This is a genomic window from Pseudoxanthomonas gei (genome assembly GCF_010119615.1).
Taxonomy (GTDB): Bacteria; Pseudomonadota; Gammaproteobacteria; order Xanthomonadales; family Xanthomonadaceae; genus Pseudoxanthomonas_A; species Pseudoxanthomonas_A gei.
In genome coordinates this window covers 17,160-43,684 of record NZ_QOVG01000004.1, presented here as the reverse complement: position 1 = coordinate 43,684, position 26,525 = coordinate 17,160, and the positions used below count along the sequence as shown (strand labels likewise).

30 protein-coding genes are annotated in these 26,525 nt (G+C 65.0%); 24 read left to right on the top strand and 6 right to left on the bottom strand.

What is annotated here, in order from left to right; all coding sequences use genetic code 11:
• Nucleotides 1-22: 22 nt before the first annotated feature.
• A complete protein-coding gene (locus DT603_RS07065; protein ID WP_162349174.1) occupies nt 23-508 on the bottom strand; it encodes a DUF456 domain-containing protein in 486 nt (161 codons plus the stop codon).
• 228 nt (nt 509-736) lie between these two features.
• On the opposite strand from DT603_RS07065, the gene DT603_RS07060 reads away from it, so the two are divergent.
• Nucleotides 737-946, top strand: a complete 210-nt coding sequence (locus tag DT603_RS07060; RefSeq protein ID WP_093280354.1) for a cold-shock protein — start codon at nt 737-739, stop codon at nt 944-946.
• Between the two features lie 105 nt (nt 947-1,051).
• Here DT603_RS07060 and DT603_RS07055 read toward each other — a convergent pair whose 3' ends face one another.
• Both DT603_RS07055 and DT603_RS07050 read right to left on the bottom strand, forming a co-directional pair.
• On the bottom strand, nt 1,052-1,522 hold the full coding sequence (locus DT603_RS07055) for a glycine zipper 2TM domain-containing protein (protein ID WP_162349173.1): 471 nt from the start codon (nt 1,520-1,522) through the stop codon (nt 1,052-1,054).
• Nucleotides 1,523-1,677: 155 nt separating this feature from the next.
• Nucleotides 1,678-2,121, bottom strand: coding sequence for a cytochrome c (locus DT603_RS07050; protein WP_162349172.1), 444 nt, complete (start codon nt 2,119-2,121; stop codon nt 1,678-1,680).
• A gap of 77 nt (nt 2,122-2,198) precedes the next feature.
• On the opposite strand from DT603_RS07050, the gene DT603_RS07045 reads away from it, so the two are divergent.
• Nucleotides 2,199-3,005 carry a tRNA threonylcarbamoyladenosine dehydratase gene (locus DT603_RS07045; protein WP_162349171.1) on the top strand — a complete coding sequence of 269 codons (807 nt, stop codon included), beginning with the start codon at nt 2,199-2,201 and terminating at the stop codon, nt 3,003-3,005.
• Here the strand turns inward: DT603_RS07045 and DT603_RS07040 are convergent, their stop codons facing one another.
• Nucleotides 3,006-3,794 (bottom strand): TatD family hydrolase, encoded by a 789-nt coding sequence (locus DT603_RS07040; RefSeq protein WP_343037731.1) that lies wholly within the window; start codon nt 3,792-3,794, stop codon nt 3,006-3,008. It abuts the gene before it with no gap.
• Between the two features lie 7 nt (nt 3,795-3,801).
• The gene (locus DT603_RS07035) at nt 3,802-4,026 is read right to left on the bottom strand and encodes a DUF6116 family protein (RefSeq protein WP_162349169.1); all 225 of its coding nucleotides are present in this window, start codon (nt 4,024-4,026) and stop codon (nt 3,802-3,804) included.
• Nucleotides 4,027-4,193: 167 nt separating this feature from the next.
• Between DT603_RS07035 and DT603_RS07030 the strand changes: the two genes are divergently transcribed.
• The 6 genes from DT603_RS07030 to DT603_RS07005 all read left to right on the top strand — a co-directional run bounded on the left by DT603_RS07030 (nt 4,194) and on the right by DT603_RS07005 (nt 10,500).
• Nucleotides 4,194-5,015, top strand: a complete 822-nt coding sequence (locus tag DT603_RS07030; protein ID WP_162349168.1) for a glycine zipper 2TM domain-containing protein — start codon at nt 4,194-4,196, stop codon at nt 5,013-5,015.
• A 131-nt stretch (nt 5,016-5,146) separates the two neighbouring features.
• Nucleotides 5,147-6,310 carry an acyl-CoA dehydrogenase family protein gene (locus tag DT603_RS07025; protein WP_162349167.1) on the top strand — a complete coding sequence of 388 codons (1,164 nt, stop codon included), beginning with the start codon at nt 5,147-5,149 and terminating at the stop codon, nt 6,308-6,310.
• Between the two features lie 38 nt (nt 6,311-6,348).
• Nucleotides 6,349-6,906, top strand: a complete 558-nt coding sequence (locus DT603_RS07020) for a GNAT family N-acetyltransferase (RefSeq protein ID WP_162349166.1) — start codon at nt 6,349-6,351, stop codon at nt 6,904-6,906.
• Nucleotides 6,903-7,562 (top strand): glutathione S-transferase family protein, encoded by a 660-nt coding sequence (locus DT603_RS07015; RefSeq protein WP_162349165.1) that lies wholly within the window; start codon nt 6,903-6,905, stop codon nt 7,560-7,562. Before DT603_RS07020 ends, DT603_RS07015 begins: the two co-directional genes overlap by 4 nt.
• Before the next feature lie 13 nt (nt 7,563-7,575).
• On the top strand, nt 7,576-9,861 hold the full coding sequence (locus tag DT603_RS07010) for a thiamine pyrophosphate-dependent enzyme (protein WP_162349164.1): 2,286 nt from the start codon (nt 7,576-7,578) through the stop codon (nt 9,859-9,861).
• An 81-nt stretch (nt 9,862-9,942) separates the two neighbouring features.
• Nucleotides 9,943-10,500 (top strand): NADPH-dependent FMN reductase, encoded by a 558-nt coding sequence (locus DT603_RS07005; RefSeq protein WP_162349163.1) that lies wholly within the window; start codon nt 9,943-9,945, stop codon nt 10,498-10,500.
• Between the two features lie 98 nt (nt 10,501-10,598).
• Here DT603_RS07005 and ygfZ read toward each other — a convergent pair whose 3' ends face one another.
• Complete coding sequence (gene ygfZ, locus DT603_RS16290) at nt 10,599-11,465, bottom strand: CAF17-like 4Fe-4S cluster assembly/insertion protein YgfZ (RefSeq protein WP_162349162.1); 867 nt, start codon at nt 11,463-11,465, stop codon at nt 10,599-10,601.
• A gap of 289 nt (nt 11,466-11,754) precedes the next feature.
• On the opposite strand from ygfZ, the gene sdhC reads away from it, so the two are divergent.
• The 16 genes from sdhC to DT603_RS06915 all read left to right on the top strand — a co-directional run bounded on the left by sdhC (nt 11,755) and on the right by DT603_RS06915 (nt 26,505).
• On the top strand, nt 11,755-12,150 hold the full coding sequence (gene sdhC / locus DT603_RS06990) for a succinate dehydrogenase, cytochrome b556 subunit (RefSeq protein WP_162349160.1): 396 nt from the start codon (nt 11,755-11,757) through the stop codon (nt 12,148-12,150).
• Complete coding sequence (gene sdhD / locus DT603_RS06985; protein WP_343037730.1) at nt 12,147-12,533, top strand: succinate dehydrogenase, hydrophobic membrane anchor protein; 387 nt, start codon at nt 12,147-12,149, stop codon at nt 12,531-12,533. Before sdhC ends, sdhD begins: the two co-directional genes overlap by 4 nt.
• A gap of 2 nt (nt 12,534-12,535) precedes the next feature.
• Nucleotides 12,536-14,329, top strand: a complete 1,794-nt coding sequence (gene sdhA / locus DT603_RS06980; protein ID WP_162349159.1) for a succinate dehydrogenase flavoprotein subunit — start codon at nt 12,536-12,538, stop codon at nt 14,327-14,329.
• A 114-nt stretch (nt 14,330-14,443) separates the two neighbouring features.
• On the top strand, nt 14,444-15,226 hold the full coding sequence (locus DT603_RS06975) for a succinate dehydrogenase iron-sulfur subunit (RefSeq protein ID WP_162349158.1): 783 nt from the start codon (nt 14,444-14,446) through the stop codon (nt 15,224-15,226).
• Nucleotides 15,227-15,294: 68 nt separating this feature from the next.
• The gene (locus DT603_RS06970; RefSeq protein ID WP_211368343.1) at nt 15,295-16,281 is read left to right on the top strand and encodes an SRPBCC family protein; all 987 of its coding nucleotides are present in this window, start codon (nt 15,295-15,297) and stop codon (nt 16,279-16,281) included.
• On the top strand, nt 16,278-16,532 hold the full coding sequence (locus DT603_RS06965) for an FAD assembly factor SdhE (RefSeq protein ID WP_162349157.1): 255 nt from the start codon (nt 16,278-16,280) through the stop codon (nt 16,530-16,532). Before DT603_RS06970 ends, DT603_RS06965 begins: the two co-directional genes overlap by 4 nt.
• Before the next feature lie 37 nt (nt 16,533-16,569).
• The gene (locus DT603_RS06960) at nt 16,570-16,935 is read left to right on the top strand and encodes a hypothetical protein (protein WP_425500942.1); all 366 of its coding nucleotides are present in this window, start codon (nt 16,570-16,572) and stop codon (nt 16,933-16,935) included.
• 6 nt (nt 16,936-16,941) lie between these two features.
• Nucleotides 16,942-18,186, top strand: coding sequence for a lipoprotein-releasing ABC transporter permease subunit (locus tag DT603_RS06955; RefSeq protein ID WP_162349155.1), 1,245 nt, complete (start codon nt 16,942-16,944; stop codon nt 18,184-18,186).
• Entirely contained in the window at nt 18,179-18,913 is a 735-nt protein-coding gene (lolD, locus tag DT603_RS06950; RefSeq protein ID WP_162349154.1) for a lipoprotein-releasing ABC transporter ATP-binding protein LolD, read from the top strand. The genes DT603_RS06955 and lolD overlap by 8 nt, the downstream gene beginning before the upstream one ends.
• Before the next feature lie 165 nt (nt 18,914-19,078).
• Nucleotides 19,079-21,433, top strand: a complete 2,355-nt coding sequence (locus DT603_RS06945) for a DNA internalization-related competence protein ComEC/Rec2 (protein ID WP_425500941.1) — start codon at nt 19,079-19,081, stop codon at nt 21,431-21,433.
• 2 nt (nt 21,434-21,435) lie between these two features.
• Entirely contained in the window at nt 21,436-22,101 is a 666-nt protein-coding gene (locus DT603_RS06940; protein ID WP_162349152.1) for a MotA/TolQ/ExbB proton channel family protein, read from the top strand.
• A 7-nt stretch (nt 22,102-22,108) separates the two neighbouring features.
• Nucleotides 22,109-22,531 carry an ExbD/TolR family protein gene (locus tag DT603_RS06935; protein WP_162349151.1) on the top strand — a complete coding sequence of 141 codons (423 nt, stop codon included), beginning with the start codon at nt 22,109-22,111 and terminating at the stop codon, nt 22,529-22,531.
• Nucleotides 22,528-24,273 carry a lipid A export permease/ATP-binding protein MsbA gene (gene msbA, locus DT603_RS06930; protein ID WP_162349150.1) on the top strand — a complete coding sequence of 582 codons (1,746 nt, stop codon included), beginning with the start codon at nt 22,528-22,530 and terminating at the stop codon, nt 24,271-24,273. The genes DT603_RS06935 and msbA overlap by 4 nt, the downstream gene beginning before the upstream one ends.
• Nucleotides 24,270-25,268 carry a tetraacyldisaccharide 4'-kinase gene (gene lpxK, locus DT603_RS06925; protein ID WP_162349149.1) on the top strand — a complete coding sequence of 333 codons (999 nt, stop codon included), beginning with the start codon at nt 24,270-24,272 and terminating at the stop codon, nt 25,266-25,268. The genes msbA and lpxK overlap by 4 nt, the downstream gene beginning before the upstream one ends.
• A complete protein-coding gene (kdsB, locus tag DT603_RS06920; RefSeq protein WP_162349148.1) occupies nt 25,265-26,044 on the top strand; it encodes a 3-deoxy-manno-octulosonate cytidylyltransferase in 780 nt (259 codons plus the stop codon). The genes lpxK and kdsB overlap by 4 nt, the downstream gene beginning before the upstream one ends.
• Nucleotides 26,041-26,505 carry a low molecular weight protein-tyrosine-phosphatase gene (locus DT603_RS06915; protein ID WP_162349147.1) on the top strand — a complete coding sequence of 155 codons (465 nt, stop codon included), beginning with the start codon at nt 26,041-26,043 and terminating at the stop codon, nt 26,503-26,505. The genes kdsB and DT603_RS06915 overlap by 4 nt, the downstream gene beginning before the upstream one ends.
• Nucleotides 26,506-26,525: the final 20 nt, after the last annotated feature.

Genomic DNA, 26,525 nt, shown 5'->3' with positions numbered 1-26,525 from the left:
TTGCCGGGTGAAGCCGGCGGGGTCAGACCAGCCAGGCGAATGCGAACAGACCCAGCATGGCAAAGGCCAGGCCCAGCTTGAGCACGGTGCCAAGCAGGATGCCTAGCCAGGTCCCAAGCCCCACCTTCGCCGCCTGTCCAATTTCCCTGCCATGCCAGAGCTCGCCCAGCAGCGCCCCTACGAACGGCCCGGCGAACAGGCCGATCGGTCCAAAGAACAGTCCGGCGAAGGTACCAATGACGGCGCCGACCAGCGCCTTCCTGCTGGCGCCCACGCGCCTGGCGCCGACCATGGTGGCGAAAAAATCCACGCCTACCGACACTGCGGTCAGCAATCCAAGTATCACCAGAGGCACCCAGCCGACCTGCTGGAAACCACCCGCCCATGCCGCCAGCAGCATGCCGGCAAAGACCAGGGGCAGGCCGGGCAGGGCGGGCAGGATCACCCCGACCACGCCGACCACGATCAGAATACCCGCGAGCAGGTAATACAGTGCCTGTAGTTCCAATGTTTTCCCCTTTTATATCAATATGTTGCGAACAAAAACCGGGTCCGCCAATTTATTGCATTTTGGATTTTTGCGAGTTACTGTTCAGCTGCTGCGCTTGCCAAGGTCACTGTGAATCGTGGCCTGATGCAGCCGAACCCCGTTCGGCTACAACGTTACACGCTTCCTCCTTGCAACCAGCCGCCGGAACACAGGCGTATCCACTATCCGTTCCAAGGAGTTAGCAAAATGGCAGATCGCGAAAACGGTACCGTCAAATGGTTCAACGACGCCAAGGGCTTCGGCTTCATCAGCCGCGAGAATGGGGAGGATGTATTCGTACATTTCCGCGCCATCCAGAGCCAGGGTTTCAAGAGCCTCAAGGAAGGTCAGAAGGTCAGTTTCACCGTCGTGCAAGGCCAGAAAGGCCTGCAGGCTGACGCGGTGGAAGCCCTTTGACATAAGCCAGACCCAGGCGACGATCCCGTCGAACCTGCTGTCGAACAAGAAAAACCCGGCTACGGCCGGGTTTTTCATTCTCGCGCCTGGTGGAGCGGCCTGTCCTCAGCGAATGACGACCCGGCCGTTGACCACGCGGACATAGGTATTTTCGCGAATTCCACCCAGGTCGTGCTGGTTGATGACTACCGTGCGGCCGTCGTCCATGCGCACATGGACGTCATAGCTGTTGCCGGTCGTGCGGTTCTGGATTGCATTGCCCGCAACCGCGCCGCCTACCGCGCCCGCAACGGCGGCGAGGTTCTGGTTGCCCTTGCTGCCGCCGGTCTTGTCGGCGATTTCGTGGCCGGCGACCGCGCCGACGATTCCACCGAGCACCGCGCCGGTCTTGGAGGGCGCGGTCCGGCTGCCGCCGACAGTATCGATACGCGTGACAACGCCGCAGTCATAGCAGCGTGCCGAGGAACTGGATGAGGGATACGAAGCAGACGAACTGCCGTAACCCGGAGACGTGGTGGCGCAACCGGCCAATGTGACTGCGGCTACGGCGCCGATGGCAAGCAAACGGATCTTCATGCGGTTCTCCTTGAGCCTTAGACAGGCAGTGGCTGTATGTCGGACGAAAGCACGCGGTCGTGCTTGTTGGCCGACATCCTGTCCGTCATTGCATGAACGACGCGTCAATCCTGGCAGTAAAGATAAGGCCTGCAGTTTTCGACGCCAGCGGCGATTCAGCCACGGAAATCCTGGTGACAAGCCTTGCACGCTTCTCCTACCTGCTTGAGCGCTGCCTCTGCCCCGGCGCAGCCCAGCGGGGGCGTCGCCAGCACGCCGTCCAGCCTGGCCCTCAATTCGCTGGCGTGCCTGGTGAAACGCTCGTCATCCTTGAGTCCGGGGAAAGCGAGTTCAGGATCATTGGCGAGGTATCTCAGGGTCTGCAGGTGCGGCAGCACATCGGTCGCGCTGCAGCGGTTGGCTGCGACGCTTGCACGCAGCTCCGCGACATGGGCATCCATCACCCGCATGCTGGCTTCCGGGAAATGGTCCTGCCAGGTCTTGCGGCCCTCGATTGCGCGCAGCACCATCACCACCCCGATTATTCCGATGACCAGACCTATGAGGAACAGGAAAAGGTACCGCGATGCATTGGACGATTTCGTGGGCTGGCTGGCCATGCGGGATTGATCCTGGGAGGTGGGCGTTGGAATAGTACGACGCGTGTCAGCGCTTCCGCCACGTCTACAATGCGCCAATGAAGAAAGAATTGCGCGACCGCTTTGCCGGCATCGACCGACTGTACGGGCAGGGCGCGGTTGAAACCTATGCGGCCAGCCGCGTTGCAGTGGTCGGCATGGGTGGCGTGGGTTCCTGGGTGGTCGAGGCGCTGGTGCGTTCGGGCATCGGCCACCTCACCTTGATAGACGCCGATGACATCTGCATCTCCAACACCAACCGGCAATTGCCGGCGCTCGATGGGCAATACGGCCGCAACAAGTGCGAGGCAATGGCAGATCGATGCCGCGCGATCAATCCCCTGGTCGAAGTCGAGGTCGTGCCGGTTTTCCTGACCGCTTCCAACCTTGAGGGCGTCCTGGAGCAGGGGTTCGACCTGGTGCTGGATGCCTGCGACAGTTTCCGCACCAAGGTGGAGCTGATCGCCTGGTGCAGGCGGCGCAAGCTGCCTGTAATAGTCTCGGGCTCGGCGGGTGGGCGCACCGATCCCACGCAGTTGCGCTTGCGGGACCTTTCACGCACCGAGCACGATGCGCTGCTCGCCCTGGTCCGCAAGAAATTGCGTGCCGAGTTCAATTTTCCGAAGAACCCGGATCGCTACTTCGGCGTGCAGGCGGTGTATTCGCTGGAAAACGTCAGGTACCCGCAAGCCGATGGCAGTGTCCGCGGTGTCCGTCCGCAAATGGGCGCGGATGCGGCATTGAAACTGGACTGCGGTGCCGGATTGGGCGCGGCGACCCATGTCACCGGTGCGTTCGCGTTTGCAATGGTGGGCAAGGCGCTTGAAATTCTGCTCAAGGCCAAGGCCAAGACTAACGCCGCCTGATCACGCCAGGGCGTCGGCGCTGGCGGGCGTGGGGAGCTTGAACAGGGCGCGTGCATTGGCCGTAGTTGCCAAGGCTATTTCTTCAGCCGCCTGGCCGCGCAACTCTGCGACTGCATGGCAGATGGCGGACAAACGCGCCGGTTCATTGCGCTGACCGCGAATGCCGGCATCGGGCTGGTCCGGTGCATCCGTTTCGAGCAGCAGGTATTCCAGCGGCATGTCTGCCACCAGTCGGCGCAGGCGGTTGGCGCGATCATAGGTTGCCGGTCCACCGATTCCGATCAGGAATCCAAGCCGCCACAGCTGCCGCGCTTGCTCGGGGCTGCCCGAGAAGCTGTGTACCACCCCCCGCAAATTTCCAATGCGCTTGATCGCGGCGATCACGGCATCCACCGCGTGTCGCGCATGCACGATCACGGGCAGGTCGAAATCACGCGCCAGCGCCAGTTGCCCGTCGAAGTAGAGCTGCTGTACGTCCGGATCAAGCCCATCCACGAAATAGTCCAGGCCGCATTCGCCCACCGCCAAGGGGCGTTCGCCGGCTATCCATTCGCCCAGCAACTCGAGGTGATCCGGTTCATGCTCCGTCAGGAACATGGGGTGCAGGCCGTATGCCGGGAACAGGCCGGAATGCTGCCGGCATAGCTCACGCAGTTTCGGCCAATACGCGGCAGCAATGGCGGGCACTACTTGCTGGAGCACGCCGGCCAGCCGGGCGCGGTTGATGACGGCTTCCCGGTCGACGTCGAACTCCGGCGCATCCAGGTGGCAGTGGCTGTCGACCAGCACGCCGCGCCTATTGATAGGGTCGCTCAGTGGTATCCACCACGGGGGGGTTCTTGCGGTTCTTCCAATTGGCCAGCAGCAGGGCGCCGAGTCCCAGCAGGATTTCATCGACGAGCGGGATCGGGTCGGGTACCACCAGCGTGATGGCGAACAAGGCGGCGGTAATCTTGAACAGCGTGGGATACCGCAGTCGTCGGGCCCAATTCAATATAGGTAGCAGGAAAGGGGTGGCCATGTGTCCGGTCTCAAGGGCGTGCGGGGCACACGCTAGCACGGCGGCGGCAACCCCGCCGGTTCATCCTGCAGGCGGTTTTGAGCCGTACCGACCGGGTTCCATTCAGTGATCCCGTGCTGCAATTGACACAACGATAACGCGGGAGCCGCCCGCCTGGAGACTGCACCATGAAAAGCAATACCACCACGATCCTGATCGCGACTGGCGCCTTGCTCTTCGGCGGCATCGCGACTGCCGCTTACATGAATAATCGCGCACAGCCCACCGAATTCGTCAGCGCTTCCACGGGCCAGCCCGTGGCTGGCATGGACACTGCGCTGGACGATTCGGCGGCGCTGGACAACCAGATCCAGCCCAACACGCTGCAGTATGCCGATGTGGTCAAGGTCGATCCCATCACCAACAAGAACAAGGTATACGCGACCGTCATCGGCAGCGAGGCCGTGCGCGAAACCACCACCACCAATACGCCACATGAAGTCTGCCAGGACGTTGCCGTGCAGGAGCGCCTGCCGGAGCGCGATGGCAATACCGGGGGTACCGTCGCCGGTGCCCTCATTGGTGGCTTGCTCGGCAACCAGGTCGGCAAGGGCAATGGCCGCAAGGCCGCGACTGCCGGTGGCGCCGTGGTCGGCGGGCTGATCGGCAACAAGGTCGACAAGAACCATGTCGGTGGGCGGGTCGTGACCCGCACTGAGCGCCAGTGCCATACCGAGAACAGCGCATCGCAGTCCTCGCGCGTGACCGGTTACAACGTCACCTATCGCAATGCCGATGGCACCACCGGCACCATGCGGATGGACAGCAAGCCCGGGTCGCGCATTGCCATGGGCAATACGGACAAGGTGGTCGGCTATGACGTGACCTACCGCTTTGAAGGCCAGGAGAAGACCGTGCGCATGGATGACAAGCCGGGTGAGCGCCTGCCGATCGTCGATGGCAAGGTCGTGACCCAGACTGCGGCCCTCGAGGGCAACAGCCAGGGTTGAAAGCGGTTGCAAGCCTGGGTTTGGACAGGGCCGGCGGATGCCGGCCTTGTCGTTTCCGGCCGCGGCCGGGGGTTACGGCGCCAAGCCGGCCGCGAATACAATGTAGGACTGTCCTGAATCGGCTTCCGCGCATGGCTCTCAATCCCTATGACCTGTTTGACATCCGTTCCCTGCTGACAGAGGAGGAGCGTGCAGTCCAGGACACCGTGGCCCGCTTCACCGACGAGCGCGTGCGCCCGATCATTGGCGATGCATTCGCCGAAGGCCGCTTCCCGAGGGAGTTGATCGCCGAGATCGCCGACCTGGGCTTGCTGGGCTCCTCGTTGCCTGAGGAATACGGCGGTGGCGGTCTCAATGGAGTCAGTTACGGCCTGATCTGCCAGGAGCTGGAGCGCGGTGATTCGGGCATCCGCAGCTTCGTCAGCGTGCAATCCTCGCTGTGCATGTACCCCATCTACGCGTACGGCAGCGAGGAGCAGCGCATGCGCTGGCTGCCGGACATGGCCGCAGGCAAGGTCATCGGCTGCTTCGGCCTGACCGAACCGCAGGGCGGCTCGGACCCGGGTGCCATGAAGACCAATGCCAAACGCGATGGCGGCGATTGGGTACTCAATGGCTCGAAAATGTGGATCACCAACGGCAACCTGGCCGATATCGCCATCGTCTGGGTGCAGACCGAGGACGGCATCCAGGGTTTCGTGGTCGAAAAGGACTTCCCCGGTTTCACCGCCCAGGAAATCCACAAGAAGATGAGCCTGCGGGCCTCGGTGACCTCGGCGCTGTTCCTGGACAACGTGCGCGTGCCCGAAGCCAACCGCCTGCCCAACGTGAAAGGCCTCAAGGGTCCGCTGGGCTGCCTGACCCAGGCCCGTTATGGCATCACCTGGGGCCCGATCGGCGCGGCCATTGCCTGCCTGGACGAGGTGCTGGCCTATACCAAGGAACGCATCCTGTTCGACCGTCCTGTCGCCGCCACCCAGAGCGCGCAGATCAAGATGGCCGAGATGGCCCGCCGCATCACCCTGGCGCAGTTGCTCTCGCTGCAATTGGGCCGGCTGAAGGATGCCGGCAACATGCAGCCTGCGCAGGTCTCGCTGGCCAAGTGGAACAACTGCCGCATGGCGATCGACATCGCCCGCGAATGTCGCGACCTGCTCGGCGGCGCCGGCATTACTACAGAGCATGCCGCTATCCGTCACGCATTGAACCTGGAATCGGTGATCACCTATGAGGGTACCGAGACCGTGCACCAGTTGGTCATCGGGCGCGAGCTGACCGGCATCAACGCGTTCTGATTCGTGCGTCCTGCCCGAGGCAGGACAGGGCGGGTGTCATGAGCATCTTCGATCTGAAGCTGGAAACCGAACGCCTGCTCCTGCGCCCGCCGCAGGCGCAGGATTTCGAACCGTGGGCGGCGTTCATCGCCGACGAGCAGGCCGCCCGGCATATCGGCGGGGTGCAGCCGCGCCCAGTCGCCTGGCGCAGTTTTGCCGCCATGGTCGGGGTGTGGCACCTGCAGGGGTTTGCGTTCTTCTCGGTGATAGAAAAGGCCAGTGGCCAATGGGTAGGCAGGCTGGGTCCCTGGCAGCCCGAAGGCTGGCCCGGCACCGAAGTGGGCTGGAGCATCGTCCGCGAACACTGGGGCAAGGGCTTCGCGCCGGAAGGCGCGCGCGCTGCCACTGACTGGGCGTTCGACGCGCTTGGCTGGAGCGAGGTGATCCATACCATCGCCGAGGACAACGCGAATTCCAAGGCGGTCGCGGCGAAACTGGGGTCGCGGTTCCTGCGCATGGACTGGTTGCCGGCCCCGCTTGATGCAAAACCGGTCGAGGTGTGGGGACAGACCCGGGAAGAATGGCGCGCCGGGCGCGCGAGCGGAGCACCAACATGATTACCCTGCATGGCATGTCGTGGTCGGGCAATTGCTACAAGCTGCAGCTGCTGATGGCACAGCTGGGCCGAGCCTACGACTGGCAGGAAATCGACATCACCCGGGGCGAGAACCTGTCGCCGGAATTCCTGGCCTTGAACGATCGCGGCAAGGTGCCGGTGCTGCAACTCGAGGACGGCCGGATCATGGCCGAATCCAACGCGATCCTGCACTACCTGGCCCAGGGTTCCGAACTGCTGCCATCCGATCCATGGGCCCAGGCCAAGACCTTGCAGTGGATGTTCTTCGAGCAGTACAGCCACGAACCCTACATCGCGGTATCGCGCTTCGTCATGCGGTTCCTGCCGGCCGACCATCCCCGCCAGCAGCAATTGGCCGTGTTGAAGCCTTTCGGAGAGGAGGCGCTGGCGGCGATGGAGAGGCACCTGGGCCGGTTGTCCTGGTTCGGCGGCCACTGCTACACGATTGCCGACATTGCCTTGTTCGCCTACACCCATGTCGCCGATGAGGGCGGGTTTGAACTGGACCGCTATCCGCGCGTCCTCGACTGGTTGCGGCGGGTGGCCGCGCAACCCGGCTTCGTGCCCATGCGCGGCTCGCCAGCCAGTGCTGTTGCCAAGCAGTTGCATCCCGTCACCGACCCGCACTCCAGCTAACGGAAAAGAACGAATGTCATCTGCTGCAACACCACCCATTCCCGCCCGCATGAAGGGACTCAACCGCGCAGAGATCTGCGACCAGAATTTCATCGAGTTCGTGCGCGAATGGAATGGCAGGACAGTGGCCAGGCCGGCACCGGGCGAGGCAGTGATCGAGGGCAGTGCGCTGGATGCACACTCCTTCGTCGAGCTGCTGGAATCGCAGCTGATCTCGCGCCACCTGGACCTGATGGCGCGCGTGCTGCGCGTGCAGAACAAGGTCTTCTACACCATCGGCAGTTCCGGCCATGAAGGCAACGCCATGGTCGCGCGCCTGACCCGGCATACCGATCCGGCGTTCCTGCATTACCGCAGCGGTGCGTTCATGGCCGAACGCTTCCGCAAGCTGCCTGGCACAGATGGCAAACCGCGTGACCCGATCATGGATTCGGCGCTTTCGTTTGCCGCAAGTTCCGAAGATCCCGCGTCGGGTGGCCGCCACAAGGTCTGGGGTTCCAAACCGTTGTGGGTGCTGCCGCAGACTTCCACCATTGCTTCCCACCTGCCCAAGGCGCTGGGCACGGCGGTGGCGATCGAACAGGCCAGGCGCATCGGCCATGCTTCGCCCATTCCCGAGGACAGCATCGTCATCTGCTCCTTCGGCGATGCCTCCAGCAACCACGCCACCGCGCAGACCGCATTCAACGCCGCGGCCTGGACCAGCTATCAGAAGCTGCCGGCGCCGGTGCTGTTCGTGTGCGAGGACAACGGGATCGGCATCTCGGTGAAGACGCCGGGAGGCTGGATCGAGCGCAATTTCTCCAGGCGCGAAGACCTGGACTACTTTTACGCCGACGGCCTGGATCTGGCGACCGGCTATGGGCAGGTGCAGGCGGCGGTGGAACACTGCCGACGCAGCCGCCGTCCTACTTTCCTGCATCTGCGCACCACGCGCATCATGGGCCACGCGGGTACCGATTTCGAAATCGAATGGCGCCCCATCGAAGAGCTGGTGGCAGTGGAGGCGGGCGATCCCTTGCTGCGTTCGGCGGCCATCGCGCTGGAATCGGGACTGTATTCGAAGGACAGCCTGCTGGCGCTGTACGAACAGATCCGCGTCAAGTGCTTCGCCGCCGCCGATGCCGCCGACAGGACGCCCAAGTTGACCAGTCTGGACGACGTGATCGCCCCGCTGGCGCCGTACTCGCCGGAAAAAGTCATGGCCGAAGCCACGCGCATCGGCAACGAAGACAAGCGCCTGCAGGTTTTCGGCAGCGCTGAGAAACTGCCTGAAGCGCAGCCGCCGCGGCATCTGGCGATCCAGATCAACAACGCGCTGCATGACCTGTTCTGCAAATATCCCGAAGCCCTGCTGTTCGGCGAGGACGTCGCCCAGAAGGGCGGCGTGTACACGGTGACCAAGGGCCTGCACAAGGCGTTCAAGAACAGCCGCGTGTTCAATACCCTGCTTGACGAGACCATAATCCTTGGCCTGGCCCAGGGCTATGCCAACCTCGGCATGCTGCCGGTTCCCGAAATCCAGTACCTGGCCTATTTCCATAACGCCTGCGACCAGCTCCGCGGCGAGGCGGCATCGCTGCAGTTCTTTTCGAACGACCAGTACCGCAATCCCATGGTGGTGCGCATGGCCGGACTGGGCTACCAGCGCGGATTCGGTGGTCATTTCCACAACGACAATTCGATCACCGCGCTTCGCGATATTCCCGGCCTGGTGGTCGGTTGTCCTTCGCGGGGCGACGATGCCGCCACCATGCTGCGCACGCTTGCCGCACTGGCCAAGGTGGATGGACGGGTCAGCATCTTCCTGGAGCCCATTGCCCTGTACATGACCAAGGATCTGTACGAAGCCGGGGATGGAGGCTGGCTGACCACCTATCCGCCACCGGAGCAGGCGATGGTCCTGGGCGAAGGCCGCGTCTACAGCCCGGAAGCCGATGACCTGGTGATCTTCACCTACGGCAACGGCGTGCCGATGAGCCTGCGTGCCGGCCGCGACATCGAAGCCGTGCATGGCTGGAAGGTGCGGGTGGTCGACCTGCGCTGGCTGGTGCCTTTGAATGAGCAGTACATCGCCGAACAGGCCCGCTCGGCCAGGCGCATCCTGATCGTCGATGAAGGCCGTCATTCGGCCGGCGTGGGCGAGGGCGTCATCACCGCCATCGCCGAAGCCGGCTTCGGCGGCCGGCCGTTCCAGCGTGTCGTGGGGGTTGATACCTACACGCCGCTTGCCGGGGCTGCCCTGCTGGTCCTGCCGGGCGAGGCGGATATCGTGCAGGCGGCCGGGCGCCTGGCCTGATCTTCGCTGCCTGCACGGCATCCCTGCACATTCGTGGCTAATATCGACTGCGCGCAAGCGATTGCCCACTAGGAGAAATGCATGAGTCAGATCAGGATCGCGGTGATCGTCGGCAGCCTGCGCAAGGAGTCGATCAACAAGAAGCTGGCGCTGGCGGTCAGCGGCATGTTTGCCGACCGCTTCGCGCTGCAGCGGGTCGAAATTTCCGGACTGCCGCTCTATAACCAGGATTTCGACGGCGACTTCCCGGCGCCAGGCCTCCATTTCAAGCAGCAGGTCGAAGCAGCGGACGCGTTGCTCTTCGTCACTCCCGAATACAATCGTTCCATACCGGGCGTGCTCAAGAACGCGATCGATGTGGGTTCAAGACCTTCAGGCAGCAACTCCTTCGGGGGCAAGCCGGCTGCGGTCATAGGAACTTCGCCAGGTGCGCGTGGCACGGCGCTGGCGCAGCAGCATTTGCGCAACGTGCTGGTCGGGCTGGATGTGCTGGCCATGCCGCAACCCGAGGTCACGGTGCAGTACCAGGAAGGCCTGATCGACGGGGAGGGGCGCATCGACAACGAACGCACGCAGAAATTCCTGCAGCGGTTCGTCGACGGCTATTCGACCTGGCTGATCAGGACGCTGGGAGCGTGAGCCCGCGGTACCGAAAAGGCGTCAGCGGGATAAGTCGCGACTGATTCGTTCCATCGGAACGTGGCACTGGAGTCGCCCGAACGCACGCGCAAGGCGTCTCAGCGCACCAGGCCATCCCGCAAAGGAATTCCGCGAAGGACGGCGGCGCCCGCGTGCAGGGGTGCCGCGGAACGATCCAGTGGCAGGACCGCCAGGGCCAGCGTCGTCTGGTCCTGGACCACGCTGATGATGCTGCCGACCGTGCGTTCACCATCACCCACGTCCATGCCTGCTTCAACCGACGCGTCGGCTTCGAACAGCGCGATACCGCGCTTGGCCTTGCCCAGGAAATGGGTGCGGGCAACGATTTCCTGGCCCGGATAGCAGCCTTTCTTCACACTGAAGGCCTGCAGGCGGTCCAGCGAGAGCTGCTGCGGCGTCCATTGCTCGCGCTGTTGCGCAGGCAGGCGCGGCAGGCCTGCCTGGAGATCGGAGGCAAACCAGCGCCGTTCGAAGCCGGCATCTAAGGCAAGCAGTGGCGACTGCACTATCACAAGGGTACGGGCCACTGCCTCATCGCCATAATCCAGCTCAATGGTGTCGCCACTCATCCCGATTCGCGCATTTCCGGCCCTACCGGACTTCACGAACGCCCCGCCGACCTGCAGGTCCGCGCGCGCGGTGATCTTCAACTTTCGTCGAAACACGTAGCGCTGCAACTCCGTGGCCAGCTCCGCCGCGGCAGTATCCGGCAGCACCAGCAGGATCCTGTCGGCCGCCAGCCTGAGCAACGCAAACACCGCGATAACCCGCCCTTTTGGCGTAAGCCACGTGTTCCATTGCCAGTGGAGATCGGCCAGGCCGCTGACGTCATTGGCGAATTGCGCCTGTGCAAACGCAATTGCGTCGGGCCCATCCAGTGCGACCAGGGCATGGTCGGACAGGGGAAGAAAGGGCGACGAAGTGGCTGGCAGGTTGTCAGGCAAGGGGGGGAGGACTAAAATTTGCGGATTGCGAGAACAGCATGATAGGCCAAACCCCTTCCATTCCCGATCCTGTACCCGGAACACAGCAGCCTGCGAGGGAATCTGTGGAGCCGGAAGCAGTGGCACCGAAAGAGATCGGTGGTCGCGACGGTCCCGAGCCGACGCGTTATGGGGATTGGGAAAAAAACGGACGCTGCATCGATTTCTGACCCACAGGTCATCGAACAACGCCTGCCCAGCCAACGCGGTCCCACGGAAGACCGCCCAGCCGAGATAACGAGCCCAGCGAATGGCGACCAGACAACGTCCGCTTTCACCACACCTGCAGGTGTACCGCTGGCAGATCCAGATGATGACTTCGATCATCCATCGGGCTACCGGAATCATCCTCACCGTCGGCGCGCTGCTCATCGCAGCGGCAATGCTGGCCATGGCCACCGGCCCGGAAGCCTGGGACTGCGTGCGCCGGCTGGCCGGCTCATGGCTGGGCCTGGCAGTGCTGTTCGGGTGGACCTGGGCCTTCGCCTACCACCTGCTCAATGGCATACGCCACCTGGCGCAGGACGCAGGGTTCGGTTTCAGCATTCCCGCTTTCATCCGTAACGGCTGGCTGTCGGTAATCGGCAGCCTGGTGCTGACCGGCGTCATCTGGAGCGCGGTCGCCGCGCGTGGAGGCTGGCTGTGAGCCATCGTTACCGTACCCCGTTGAAAGACGTGCGCGGCCTGGGCTCGGCGAAGGAGGGCACGCACCATTTCATCGTCCAGCGCCTGACCGCCATTGCGCTGGTCGTGCTGGCCTGCTGGTTCCTGTACTTCGTCATCGACCTGATGCAGGCCGATTACCTGACCGCCAGCGACGCCGTGGCCAAGCCCTGGAATGCGACCTTGCTGATCGCCTTCCTGGTCGCGATGTTCTGGCACGCCCAGCTCGGCATGCAGGTGATCATCGAGGACTACGTGCACAGCCACGGCGTGGCGCTGTTTTTCCAGGTAGTGGTCCGTTTCGTCTGCATTCTCGGCGCGCTGGCCAGCGCTTTTGCCGTGGTCCTCATCGCGTTGGGAAATTGAACATGACTTCGGCTTACAAGATCACCGAACACAAGTACGACATGGTCGTGGTCGGCGCCGGCGGCGCCGGCTTGCGCGCCACCTTCGGCCTCGCCGCCAAAGGATTGCAGACGGTGTGCCTGACCAAGGTGTTCCCGACGCGTTCGCATACCGTCGCCGCCCAGGGTGGCATATCGGCTGCCCTCGGCAACATGGGCGAGGACGACTGGCGCTACCACTTCTACGACACCATCAAGGGCTCGGACTGGCTGGGCGACCAGGACGCGATCGAGTACATGTGCCGCGAGGCGATCCCGGCGATTGTCGAACTGGAACATTACGGCGTGCCTTTCAGCCGTACCGAGGAAGGCAAGATCTACCAGCGCCCCTTCGGTGGCATGACCACCAAGTACGGCGAAGGCCCGCCCGCCCAGCGCACCTGCGCCGCGGCCGACCGCACCGGCCACGCCATGCTGCACACGCTGTACCAGCAGTCGCTGAAGCACGACGCGCGTTTCATGATCGAGTACTTCGCCCTGGACCTGATCTTCGACGAGGAAGGCGCGTGCAAGGGCGTACTGGCCCTCGACATGGCCGAGGGATCGTTGCACCTGTTCCGCGCCCAGGGCGTGGTGCTGGCCACCGGCGGCTATGGCCGTGCCTATTTCAGCGCGACTTCCGCCCATACCTGCACCGGCGATGGCGGTGGCCTTGCGCTGCGCGCCGGCCTGCCGATGCAGGACATGGAGTTCGTGCAGTTCCATCCCACCGGCATCTATGGCGCCGGCTGCCTGATCACCGAGGGCGTGCGCGGCGAAGGCGGCATCCTGCGCAACAGCAACGGCGAGCGCTTCATGGAGCGCTATGCGCCGCACTACAAGGATCTGGCGTCGCGCGACGTGGTGTCGCGGTCGATGACCATCGAGATCCGCGAGGGCCGCGGCGTGGGCGAAAAGAAGGACCACATCCTGCTCGACCTGACCCACCTCGGGCCGGAAGTCATCCACGAGAAGCTGCCCGGCATTGCCGAGAGCGCGCGCATCTTCGCCGGGGTTGACGTTGCCACCCAGCCGATTCCGGTCATCCCCACCGTGCACTACAACATGGGCGGCATCCCGACCAACTACCACGGTGAAGTGGTGCGCAAGGTCGGCGACAACCCCGATGCGGTGGTGCCCGGGCTCTACGCCATTGGCGAAGCGGCCTGCGTGTCGGTGCATGGCGCCAACCGCCTGGGTTCGAACTCGCTGCTGGACCTGGTGGTGTTCGGGCGCGCGGTGGCCAACCGTTGTGCCGAGACCATCAAGATCGGCGGCCCGCACAGCAGGCTGGCCGATGATGTCTGCGACAAGGCGCTGTCGCACCTGGACAAGCTGCGCAATGCCAGCGGCGATACGCCGACGGCGGTGATCCGCGACAACATGCAGGCCACCATGCAGAGCGACGCGGCGGTGTTCCGCACCTCCAAGACGCTGAAGGAAGGCTGCGACAAGATGGCCGACATCTTCAACTCGTTCGAAGACGTCAAGGTCTCGGACCGTTCGCTGGTGTGGAACTCCGACCTGCTGGAAACCTACGAGCTGCACAACCTGCTGCTCAACGCGGTGGCCACCATCAATTCCGCGGAACAGCGCCACGAAAGCCGCGGCGCGCATGCGCACGAGGACTTCCCCGACCGCGACGACGTCAACTGGCAGAAGCACACGCTGGTCAACGTAGACGAGAAGGGCCAGTGCAGTTTCGATTTCCGACCGGTGCACATGTACACGTTGAGCAAGGACGTGGACGTGGTGCCGCCGAAGCCACGCGTTTACTAAGCAGTGAATAGTGAATCGAGAATAGGGAACTGCTGGAGCGGCCAGGCCCGCTTCCGTTCGCATTCCGGTTCCCACACTTTCCTATTTGCCGTTCGCTATTCACGGATCTGAGACATGGCTGAATTTTCGCTCCCGAAGAACTCACGCGTCACCAAGGGCAGGCATTTCCCCGCCCAGGGTGCAAAGAACCCGCGCACCTTCAAGGTCTACCGCTGGAGCCCGGACGACGACCAGAACCCGCGCACCGACACCTACGAGGTCGACCTGGATTCATGCGGGCCGATGGTGCTGGACGCGCTGATCAAGATCAAGAACGAGATCGACCCCACGCTGACCTTCCGCCGGTCCTGCCGCGAAGGCATCTGCGGCTCCTGCGCAATGAACATCGACGGCACCAACACGCTGGCCTGCACGCGCGCGATCAGCGACTGCAAGAAAAACGAGGTGCCGATCTACCCGTTGCCGCACATGGAAGTGGTCAAGGACCTGGTCCCGGACCTCACCCATTTCTATGCGCAGTACGCCTCGATCAAGCCGTGGATGCAGACCCAGTCCGCGCCGCCGCCAGACCGCGAGCGCCTGCAGTCGCCGGAAGACCGCAAGCAGCTCGACGGCCTCTACGAATGCATCCTGTGTGCGTGCTGTTCGACCTCATGCCCCAGCTACTGGTGGAACGGCGAACGCTACCTTGGGCCGGCCATCCTGCTGCAGGCCTACCGCTGGATCGTCGATTCCCGCGACGAGAACACCGGCGCGCGCCTGGATGACCTGGAAGACCCGTTCCGCCTGTACCGCTGCCACACCATCATGAACTGCGCGCGTACCTGCCCGAAGGGATTGAATCCGGCGCTGGCGATCGCGGAAATCAAGAAGCTGATGCTGGCCCGCCGCGGCTGATGCAGGCGCCACCAGCTCCCGACCGGGCGAGGGCAGGCGGTCCACCGCCAGCCTCGTTTGGCAGCGGGATGAAGAAGCGTTATGTCTTTGCGGCAGGCGCTGGCTATGGCTTGCTGATGCGGCTCGCCTTCGGCCTGCCGTTTTTCGGCTCGGCTGAAATCAGCAATACCGCCAGCCAGGCGATGCTGTGGTCGTTCCTGTGTCTGGTGCCGCCATTGGTGGGTGCGCTGACGGTGCACTTCTCCGGCGGGCGCCAGCGCAGCGTGGGCTACGCCATCATTGCACCTTGGGTCTCGATCCTCATGTTCGTCGGCGGTGCCGCCGTATTGCTCATCGAGGGCAGCATCTGCATCGCCATGGCACTGCCTCTGTTCCTTGCATTGGCTTCGCTCGGAGGCCTGGTGATGTGGCTGGTGTCCAGGTTCTACCGCCCATCTTCCTCGGTGCTCGGTTCGTTGCTGCTGCTGCCCCTGCTGGCCGGATCGTGGGAGCGCGACCAGCCATTGCCGCAGGCGTTGCAGGCCGCTGATGCCACGATCATGATCGCCGCCTCCCCCGAGGCGGTTTGGAAGCTGATCAACCGTGCCGAAGATATCCGCCCGGCCGAGATGCGCGAAGGTCTCGCGTACCGTATGGGGTTGCCTTATCCAATCTCCGCGCGCACCACTGAAACCGAGCAGGGTAGGGTCAGGAAACTCAGTTGGGAGAAGGGCGTGCGTTTCGACGAACCCATCCTGGACTGGCAGGAAAACCGCTTCATACGCTGGTCCTACTCGTTTCCAGCCGGGGCCATCCCCCCCGACGCGCTGGACGAGCACGTAGTCATCGGAGGCAAGTATTTCGACCTGGTCGACACCTCCTATCGATTGACTCCCGTGGCAACCGGAACGCGCCTCGACATCCACGTCACCTACCGGGTCAGTACCCATTTCAACTGGTATGCCGACGCTTGGGGACGGGTTCTGGTGGCCGACGCGGCGGGAACCATCCTGCGCTTCTACAAGCGACGGGCCGAAGTGGGCGCTACCGGCATCGCGGGGGTCGGGGCGCCATGAACGGTACCGGGGAAGTCGAACTCAAGCGCATCCGCTGGCGCTGCCGCCGCGGGATGCGCGAGCTGGACCAGCTGTTCGGACGCTACGTGGACAGGGAATGGGCGAATGCCTCCGGGGAAGAGCGCGGGGTTTTCCTACGCCTGCTCGATTGCGAGGACGATAAGCTCTGGCGCTGGTTCATGGGCTACGAGGATTGTCCCGATGCCGCACTCGCATCACTCATCCAGCGGATCCGTCAGCTGCCGCCTTGAGTGGCGACCTTCTCGCTGGCTGGTAGGCACCTTGCTGTTGTTGGGCCTGCTCGCCACGTTTTCGATAATGGCCTCGGACCTGCCCCGGGCCCCGGCCTGGATGCTGAGCATCGCGGTAATACTGCACGCCGCACAGCTGGCACGGCATGAGTGGCGTTCACCGGCCCGTTCGCTGATGTTTCCCGGCACCGAACTCCCCGCAATGGTGGATGGCATGCCCGTGGAAGCGGTTGACGTGCAGTGGCGTGGACCCCTTGCCTTCGTCTCGTGGAAGGGCAGGGACGGCAGGCGCGTGCGCCTGTGCTGGTGGCCCGACACGCTGCCGGCCGGCCGTCGACGTGAACTCCGTCTGGCCGCTGGCAGCCTGCAAGCTTCGCGGCACGCGCTGGCAATGGCACCATAGGCGACTATGTTCAAACCCATACCCGTCTCCATCGGCTTGCGCTACCTGCGGGCCAAGCGCCGCAACGGCTTCATATCCTTCATCTCCATGGCCTCGATCCTGGGCATTGCCCTGGGCGTGACCGTGCTGATCACCACGCTGTCGGTGATGGGCGGATTCCAGCGCGAGATCCGCGACCGCATGCTGCAGATGACCGCCCACGCCACGGTCAGCGCCGCTGGCGATGCGATGCAGGATTGGCCGCACGCGGTTGCCGTTGCAATCCAGGACAAACGGGTTGCGGGCGCGGCCCCCTACGTCGACAGCCAGGCGCTGTTGAAGGGGGCGCGCAACCAGCCGGCGATCGTGCGCGGTGTCATCCCGGCCGAAGAAAAGAAGGTCTCGGTGCTGGCTGACAAGATGAAGCGCGGCAGCCTTGATTCGCTCGCGCCGGGTTCCTTCAACGTCGTGCTCGGCCAGGAACTCGCGTTGTGGCTGGGCGTCGGCGTCGGCGACAGCGTCGTTGTCATGCTGGCGGATGAACGCAGCACTCCCATGGGCGCCATGCCCAGCATCAAGCGCTTCAAGGTCAGCGGCATCTTCGAGGCCGGCTACAACGAGATCGACAAGGGCCTGGCCGTGGTCAACATGTCCGACCTGCAGCGTGTCCTGAAGATGGGTGATGGGGTGACCGGCGTGCGCCTGAAACTGCATGACATGGACCAGTCGTGGAACGTAGCGCGTGACCTGGCCGAAAATCTGCACGGCCCGTACCGCATCAGCGACTGGACCAGCGAGAACGCCAACCTCTACAGCTCGCTGAAGATGGAGAAGACGGTGATGGGCATCCTGCTGTCGCTGATCATCGCCATGGGTGCATTCAACCTGGTGTCCTCGCAGGTGATGCTGGTCACCGACAAGCAGGCCGACATCGCCATCCTGCGCACACTGGGCCTGACCCCGCGCGGGGTGATGCAGGTGTTCATGGTCCAGGGTTCGCTGATCGGCATCATCGGCACCTTGCTGGGCGTGGCAGGCGGCGTCTTGCTGACCATCAACCTTGAATCGATCCTCGGCTTCATCGAGTCGGTGTTCAACATCACCCTGCTGCCTCCCGACGTCTACTACATCACCGGCCTGCCGTATGACCTGCAGGGCAGCGACGTGGCAGTGATCGCCCTGATTGCCTTGACCATGAGCTTCCTGGCCACGCTGTACCCGGCCTGGCGCGCGGCGCGTACCGACCCGGCGGAGGCCTTGCGTTATGAGTGACTCACCAATAGCGGCTGCAGTGGGCGCCAATGCCGGCGGCGACGTCATTCGTGCCGAAAAGCTTGCCAAGACCTATGCCGAGGGCAAGATGCGCACCCCGGTGTTCGACGGGCTGGAACTGGTGGTGGCGGCCGGCGAAACCGTGGCGATTGTCGGGGCCTCCGGCGCCGGCAAGAGCACGTTGCTGCACCTGCTGGGTGGCCTGGATACACCGACGGCGGGCGAGGTGTATGTGACGGGCCAGAAAATGTCCTCGCTTTCCAATTCAGCCCGCGGCCAGCTGCGCAATCGCGCCTTGGGCTTCGTCTACCAGTTCCACCACCTGCTGCCCGAGTTCACCGCGCTGGAGAACGTCATGATGCCGGTGATGCTGGGGGGCGTGGACGTCAAGATTGCAGCGCAGCGCGCAAAGGCATTGCTGGAGAAGGTGGGGTTGGGCCACCGCATCGAGCACAAGCCCGGTGAACTGTCCGGCGGCGAACGCCAGCGTGCCGCGGTAGCGCGCGCACTGGTCAACCAGCCTGCCTGCGTCTTGGGCGACGAACCGACCGGCAACCTTGACGAGCGCACCGCGGCTACGGTGTTCGAGTTGATGCTGGAACTCAACCGCGCCCAGCAGACCAGCCTGGTGCTGGTGACCCACGACCGCCGCCTGGCCCGCAAGCTGGACCGGGTGCTGGAACTGCATGAGGGGCGCCTGCGCGAACTGGCTATCGCCGACGTTTGAGTCGACAGAGCATAGAAGGACGGGCGGCGCGTTTTCCTACCCGCCAGGGCGGGGTTGACTGATGGTGGTGGTGAGGCACGACGCGCACCCTGAACGCTGACTCCATCACGACTGCCGCCACCCATGTATCCAGGCAACGGAACTGCCCGAACTGCCGATGGCGCATTGAGCGCCCGCTGTGCACTGTCGCTGCTGGCCGGCGCGATCACCTGTCTGCTGCTGCCCGGCCTGCCGTGGTGGCCGCCGTTGGCAGTCCTGGTCTTGGTCGGTGCGGGGTGTTGGTGGCGGGGCGGGCGACTTCGCTGGCTGGGCCCGTTGTTGGCAGGCTTTGGCTGGGCCGGGCTGCAGGCGACATACATACTGTCTTCGCAGTTGCCGCCGCATTGGGAAAAGCGCGACGTGGCCATCGAAGGTCGCATCGTCGACCTGCCCCAGGCCGAGCTTCGGCGCACACGGTTCCGGTTCAAGGTCGATGACCGCGAGGCGATGCCCGGGCCACTCCGCGGCAGGACCCTCCAGCTTTCCTGGTACGACGATTTCGATGCGCTGGCACCCGGCCCGCGCACAGGCCTGAAGGCGGGCGCGCGCTGGAAGCTGGTGGTGCAGGTGCGCGCCCCACGTGGATTGAGCAACCCCGGCGGCTTCGACAGCGAGCGCCATGCGCTTTCGCAACGCATCGCCGCCACCGGTTACATACGTGAGCCGGGCAGGGCGCGCGCGCTGTCGACACCGGCTGGCATCAATGCCTGGCGTGAAGCCCTGTCCGCGCGGATCCAGGCTGCCATTGCGTCCCCCTCCTCGCGTTACGTGCGTGCGTTGGCGCTGGGCGACACCCGTGGGCTCGACGACCAGGACTGGGAAATCCTGCGCGCTGCAGGCGTTACCCACCTCATCGCCATTTCCGGATTCCATGTCGGCATGGTCGCCGGGTTCTTCGCACTGTGTGCCGCCGGCCTGTGGCGATGGGCTCCTGGCTGGATGCAGCGCGTTCCGCGCCCGCAGGTCGCCGGCATGGCAGGTCTGGCGGGGGCCTGCGGCTATGCAGCGCTGGCAGGCTTCGCGCTGCCCACCGTGCGGACCGTCCTGATGATCGCGGTCGTGGTGGTCGCACGCCTGTCCCGACGACCCGTGCGCGTGGTTGATTCGCTTGGCCTGGCCATCATCGCGCTGGTGCTTTTCGATCCGCTGTCGCTGCTTGCCGCCGGGTTCTGGCTGAGCTTCGCTGGCGTTGCCGTGCTGGCCTGGTGCCTGCCGCAATCCCAGCATTGGGCGAAGGGCTTCCTTTCCGCACAGGGAGCCGCCACCCTGGGCCTGTTGCCGCTGACCGTGGCCCTGTTCGGGCAGGCCTCGGCGGTGGGGCCGCTGATCAACCTGGTGGCCATTCCGTGGTGGAGCCTGGTGGTGGTTCCCCTTTCCCTCATCGGCACGGCGATGGAGGTCATGCATGCCGGCGCGGGCGGCTGGGCATGGCGTGCCGCCGCGTGGTGTTTCGATCTCACTTGGCCGATGTTCGTCGCAATGGCGCAAAGCCGGTTCGCATTGTGGTGGTTGCCCGAGCCGGCCTGGTATGCCCTGCCGTTGGCCATGCTGGGCGCCTTCTGGTTGCTGTTGCCGCGCGGGGTGCCGGGCAAGTCGCTGGCCGCGCTGCTCTCGCTGCCACTGCTCTGGCCTGATCTGGAGTCCCCGAAACAGGGGGAAGTCGAACTCCTGGTGGTGGATGTGGGCCAGGGGCTTTCGGTACTGGTGCGGACTGAACATCACAACCTGTTGTACGACACCGGCCCCGCCGTGCCCGATGGCTTCGATGCCGGCGAGCGCGCGGTCGTGCCGACATTGCGCGCACTGGGCGTGGCGGCGCTGGACCGGGTGGTGATCAGCCATGGCGACAATGACCACGCCGGTGGGTTCGCCTCGGTGATCGCGGCGATCCCCTCGCGCGGCTCGCTGGCTCCGCAAGGCTCGCCAGTTCTAGCCGACGCCGCTTGCGTAGCCGGCCAGAGCTGGACCTGGGATGGCGTGCGCTTCCGCTTCCTGCATCCCACCGCGCATTTCCCCTACCTCGGCAACGAAGCCAGCTGCGTGCTGCGCATAGAAAGCGCGCATGGCGTGGCGCTGCTGACCGGTGACATTGGTGAAGTCATCGAACGCGAGCTGGTGCGGCGTGCTTCCCCCGACCTGCGTGCCCAGGTCGTGCTGGCCGCCCACCATGGCAGTGGCGGTTCTTCCGATCCGGCCTTCGTCACCGCAACGGGCGCGCGGCTGGTGCTGGTTTCGGCCGGGTTTGGCAACCGCTTCGGCCATCCCAGGCCCGATGTGGTGGCCCGTTGGCAAGGGCACGGTGCGGAAGTCCTCAATACGGCTGAAAGCGGCGCCATCCGCCTGTGGCTGGGCCAGGACGGGCTGCAGGTGCGTGAACGGCGTCGCGCCCGGGCCCGGCTGTGGGACGCGGTGGGGCGGCGCCAGGTGGCTGCGCTATCCTATCGGCCTGCGAACAGACGGCCACAGGTGCCGGAGGACTGAAAGTGCTGGAATTGGTCAAGGCCGGTGGTTGGCCCATGATTCCCCTGCTGCTGCTGGCGGTAGTTGCCCTGGCCATCGTGGTCGAACGGTTCTGGACCCTGCGCCGCAAGGAAGTGCTTCCCCCCAACCTGGGCGAGGAAGTCCGCAGCTGGGCCGCGCGCGGCCAGCTGGACCCGGCCCACATCGAATCGCTGCGCCGCAATTCGCCGCTGGGCGCGCTGCTGGCTGCCGCGCTGGACACGCGCAACCGCCCCCGCGACCAGGTCCGCGAGCGTATCGAGGACACCGGCCGCCACCTGGTGCACAGGATGGAGAAATTCCTGAACAGCCTGGGCACCATCGCCGCCGCAGGTCCCTTGCTGGGACTGCTGGGCACGGTGGTGGGCATGATCCAGATGTTCCTCGGCATCCTCGACCACGGCGTGGGCGATGTGAACCAGCTGGCTGGCGGCATCGGCAAGGCGCTGGTATGCACGGCGACCGGCATGATCGTGGCCATCCCGGCACTCATGTTCCACCGCTATTTCCGCGGGCGGGTGACCGGCTATGTGATCGAGATGGAGCAGCAGGCCACCGCGCTGCTCGATTCGCTGGAAGCGAAGGCCGTGGTGGCGGCGCGAGCGCGCACTGCCCAGGACAACGCGACCGCGACCGCCGTGCAGGGCTGACCGCCGCATGCGCATCCGCGACGACCGTGCCCATGACGAGCCCGAGATCAACCTGGTTCCGTTGATCGACGTGATCCTGGTGCTGATCATCTTCTTCGTGATCACCACCACCTTCGATGCGCGTTCCACCCTGCAGCTGCAGTTGCCCAGCGCCACGGGCGAGCCGGCGGGCGACCAGACCAAATCGTTGAGCGTGCTGATCAATGCCGAAGGGCACTACTTCGTCGGCGACCAGGAACTGCTGCGCACCGATATCGACGCGCTGAAACAGGCCTTGAACGTGGCCGGCGGCAGCGACCGGGCGCGTCCGGTGATGTTGCGCGCCGATGCGCGTACCCCGCACCAGGCCGTGGTCACGGCACTGGATGCGCTGGGGCAGCTGGGGTTCCGCCGCATATCCATCGCCACCGCGCCCGAGCCGGCAAAATGAAGCAGGCACAGCCGCCGGTGTGGCCGATCTACAAGCGCCTGCTGGCCTATACCGCCCGGTATCGCTGGTTCCTGGCCGCGGCGGTGACCGGCATGGTGGTGGAAGCGATCGCCGGCTATGGCTTCATCCGCCTGATGGATCCGCTGGTCAATCGCGGCTTCGTGAATCCCGAGCCGCGGATGGCCGTGCTGCTGCCGCTGGCGATCGTCGGCCTGTTCATCACCCGCAGCCTGGCCACCTTCGTCTCCGATTACGGCATGGCCCGGACCGGACGCAGCGTGGTGCGCGACCTGCGCGAACAGGTGCTTGCCAAGTACCTGCGCCTGCCGTCCAGCCATTTCGATGCCGAGTCGACCCCGGTGATGGTCAGCCGGCTCAACTTCGATACCGAACAGGTCACCCAGGCCAGCGCCGATGCGCTGAAGACACTGGTGGCCGATGGCCTGACCATCATCGCCATGGTCGTGCTGATGCTGCAGATGAGCGTCAAGGTGACCCTGGCGCTGGTGATCATCGCGCCCTTCATCGGCGTCATCGTTTCCTATGTGGGCAAGCGCTACCGGCGCATCAGCGGCGGCATCCAGGACGGCATGGGCAAGATGGCCCAGAGTGCCGAGCAGTCGCTTGGCGCCCAGCAGGACGTCAAAGTGCATGGCGCGCAGGCGCTGGAAACCGCGCGCTATGCGGCCCTGGCCAACCGCATCCTCGGCCTCAACATGAAGGTCGAGACCACCCGCGCCATGGCCTCGGGCGTGATCCAGTTCCTGGCGGCCTTCGCCCTGGCCGCGATCGTGTGGGTAGCGACCCGTGAGGCGCTGCAGGGGCGACTCAACGCCGGTCAGTTCATGACCCTGATGACCTCGATGATGGCGATCATCCCTTCGCTGCGCCGCATCACCAGCGTGCAGACGCAGATCTCGCGCGGCGTCGCGGCCGCCGAGCGCCTGTTCGGCATCCTCGACGCGCCGGAAGAGCGGGATACTGGCCAGGTCTCCATCGGCCGGGCGCGCGGCGAACTGGTGTTCGACCGGGTCAGCCTGCGCTATCCCGGCCATGAACGCATGGTGCTGAGCGACATCAGCTTCACCGCGCGTCCCGGCACCGTCACCGCCATCGTTGGCCGCTCCGGCAGCGGCAAGACCAGCCTGGTGCGCCTGGTGCCGCGCTTCTACCAGCCCACTTCGGGGCTGATCACCCTGGATGGCGTGCCGCTGGACGATTACCGGCTGGCCGACCTGCGCCGCCAGATCGCACTGGTCGGGCAGAAAGTGATGCTTTTCGACGACAGTATCGGCACCAACATCGCCTATGGCGCGGAAGCTGATCCGGCACGCCTACGCGCTGCGGCCGAGGCGGCCAATGCGTGGGAATTCATCGAGCGCTTCCCCGCGCAGATGGACAGTTCCATCGGCGAGAACGGCGCGCTGCTGTCCGGCGGCCAGCGCCAGCGCCTGGCCATCGCGCGCGCGATCCTGCGCGATGCGCCGCTGCTGATCCTGGACGAGGCCACCGCCGCGCTGGACAACGAATCCGAGCGCCTGGTGCAGAACGCGCTGCAGAAGCTGATGCCTGACCGCACTACCCTGGTCATTGCCCATCGCCTGTCCACGATCGAACATGCCGACCAGGTGCTGGTGCTGGACCACGGCAAGCTGGTGGAGCAGGGCACCCACGACGAACTGCTGGCGCGCCAGGGCGTGTATGCACACCTGCATGGCATGCAGTTCCGCGAGGCCGAGTGAGCAAGTCGCAGGACACCACGCCCGCGTATTGGTACGGCGACGTTGCGCCTCCGTGGCATGCACGCGCTCTGGCCGCGCTGTATGGCGGGGTAACCGGGCTGCGTCGCCGGTTGTTCCGCGCGGGCGTGCTGCGCAGCCGCAAAGTCGGCGTACCGGTCATCGTGGTTGGCAACGTTTCGGTCGGCGGTACCGGCAAGACGCCGCTCACCATTGCGCTGGTACAGCGCCTGCAACAACTGGGCTGGCGTCCCGGCGTGGCCAGCCGCGGCCATGGACGTCGCGACGAAGGTACGCCCGCCTGGGTGGAGGCCGATACCGCGCCGCTGGAGGGCGGCGACGAACCCGTCTTGATCGCGCGCCGTACCCGTGCACGCGTTCGCGTTGACCGCGACCGCGCCGCCGCTGCTCGCGAACTCATCGCCGCTGGCTGCGACGTGGTGGTTTGCGATGACGGCCTGCAGCATTACCGGCTGCGTCGCGACATCGAAATCGAGGTCATCGACGGCCGCCGGCGCTATGGCAACGGCATGCTGCTGCCGGCCGGGCCGCTGCGCGAGCCGGCCGAGCGCGGCGCGGCCTGTGATTTCCGTGTCGTCAACGGTGGCGAGGCCAGTTTCGGCGAATGGCCGATGCTGCTGCGTGCCGACAGCGCCATGCCCCTGCGTGGCGGGCGCAGCCGCCTGCTGGCCTCGTTCGGCGGCCATCGCGTGCAGGCGGTGGCCGGTATCGGCAACCCGCAGCGCTTTTTCGAGATGCTGCGCGGGTTCGGCATGGGCGTGGTGCCGCATGCTTTCCCCGATCACCATCGTTACGTGGCGCGCGACCTGGAATTCGGCAGCGAGCTGCCGGTGCTGATGACGGAAAAGGATGCGGTCAAGTGCCGCGCCTTCGCCAATGAATGGCATTACAGCGTGCCGGTGGTCGCGGAGCTGCCCGAGGCTTTCTGGGTGGCGCTGCTGGAAAAGCTGCCCCGGCGGGAGGAGAAAAGTCCATGAGCCTTGATTTCTTCGTCGCCATCCCCGCCCGTTACGCGGCCTCGCGTCTGCCTGGCAAGCCGCTTCGGCTGCTGGGTGGCGAGCCATTGGTCGTGCACGTCGCCCGGCGGGCGCTGGCCGCTGGCGCGCGCGAGGTATGGGTGGCCGCGGACGATGCGCGCATCGCCGACGCCCTGCGCGGAACCGCCGTGCGCGTGGCGATGACCTCGGCGGACCACGCTTCCGGCAGCGATCGCCTGGCCGAATGCGCGGATATCGCAGGCTGGGACGACGACACGCTGGTGGTGAACCTGCAGGGTGACGAGCCGTTCGCGCCCGCCGCCGGCATCCGCGCCGTGGCCCAGGCTTTGGCCGACAGCGGCGCGCACATGGCGACCCTGGCCACCGAGGTTACCGATGCGGCAACCCTGTTCGACCCCAACGCGGTCAAGCTGGTCCGCACCGCGCCGCAACCGGGCTGGGGTGATGCGCTGTATTTCAGCCGTGCGCCGATCCCCTGGCATCGTGATGGTTTTGCACGCGACCGTGACACGCTGCCGCCAGGCCAGTGGCTGCGGCACATAGGCATCTACGCCTACCGTGCCGGATTCCTGCGCCAGTTCGCCAGCCTGCCGCCCGGGGTGCTGGAGCAGGTCGAATCGCTGGAACAATTGCGCGTGCTGGAAGCAGGTTTCCGCATTGCGGTGGCGCTGACGCCCGAACCCTTTCCGCCGGGCGTCGATACCCCCGAAGACCTCGAGCGCGCCGAGCGCCACCTCGCCCTGGGTCGCACTTGAAGCTGCTGATGGTCTGCCTGGGCAACATCTGCCGTTCGCCGCTGGCCGAAGGCGCATTGACGGCACGCGTCGCGGCCTCGCATCTGGCAGGCCGCGTGCAGGTGGATTCGGCCGGCACCGGGCACTGGCATGCAGGCCAGCCACCCGATCCGCGCGCCATTGCCTGCGCGCGCGGGCACGGCGTCGACATCTCCGGCCAGCGCGCACGCCAGCTACGGGACAGTGACTATGTGGAATTCGACTGGCTGCTGTGCGCGGACCCGCAGAACCTGCGCGATGTGCTTGCACGCGCTCCCGCCGGTGCCCGCCACAAGGTCGCGCTGCTGATGGACTGGTCGGGCGTGGAAGCCGGCGGCGCCGTTCCCGATCCCTACACGGGGGGCAAGCAGGAGTTCGAGCATGCTTGGCGACTGGTCGATTCAGCCGCACGGGCGGTTGTCGCGCGCCTGTGTGCCGGTTGAGACTCCGGCATAATCGATGC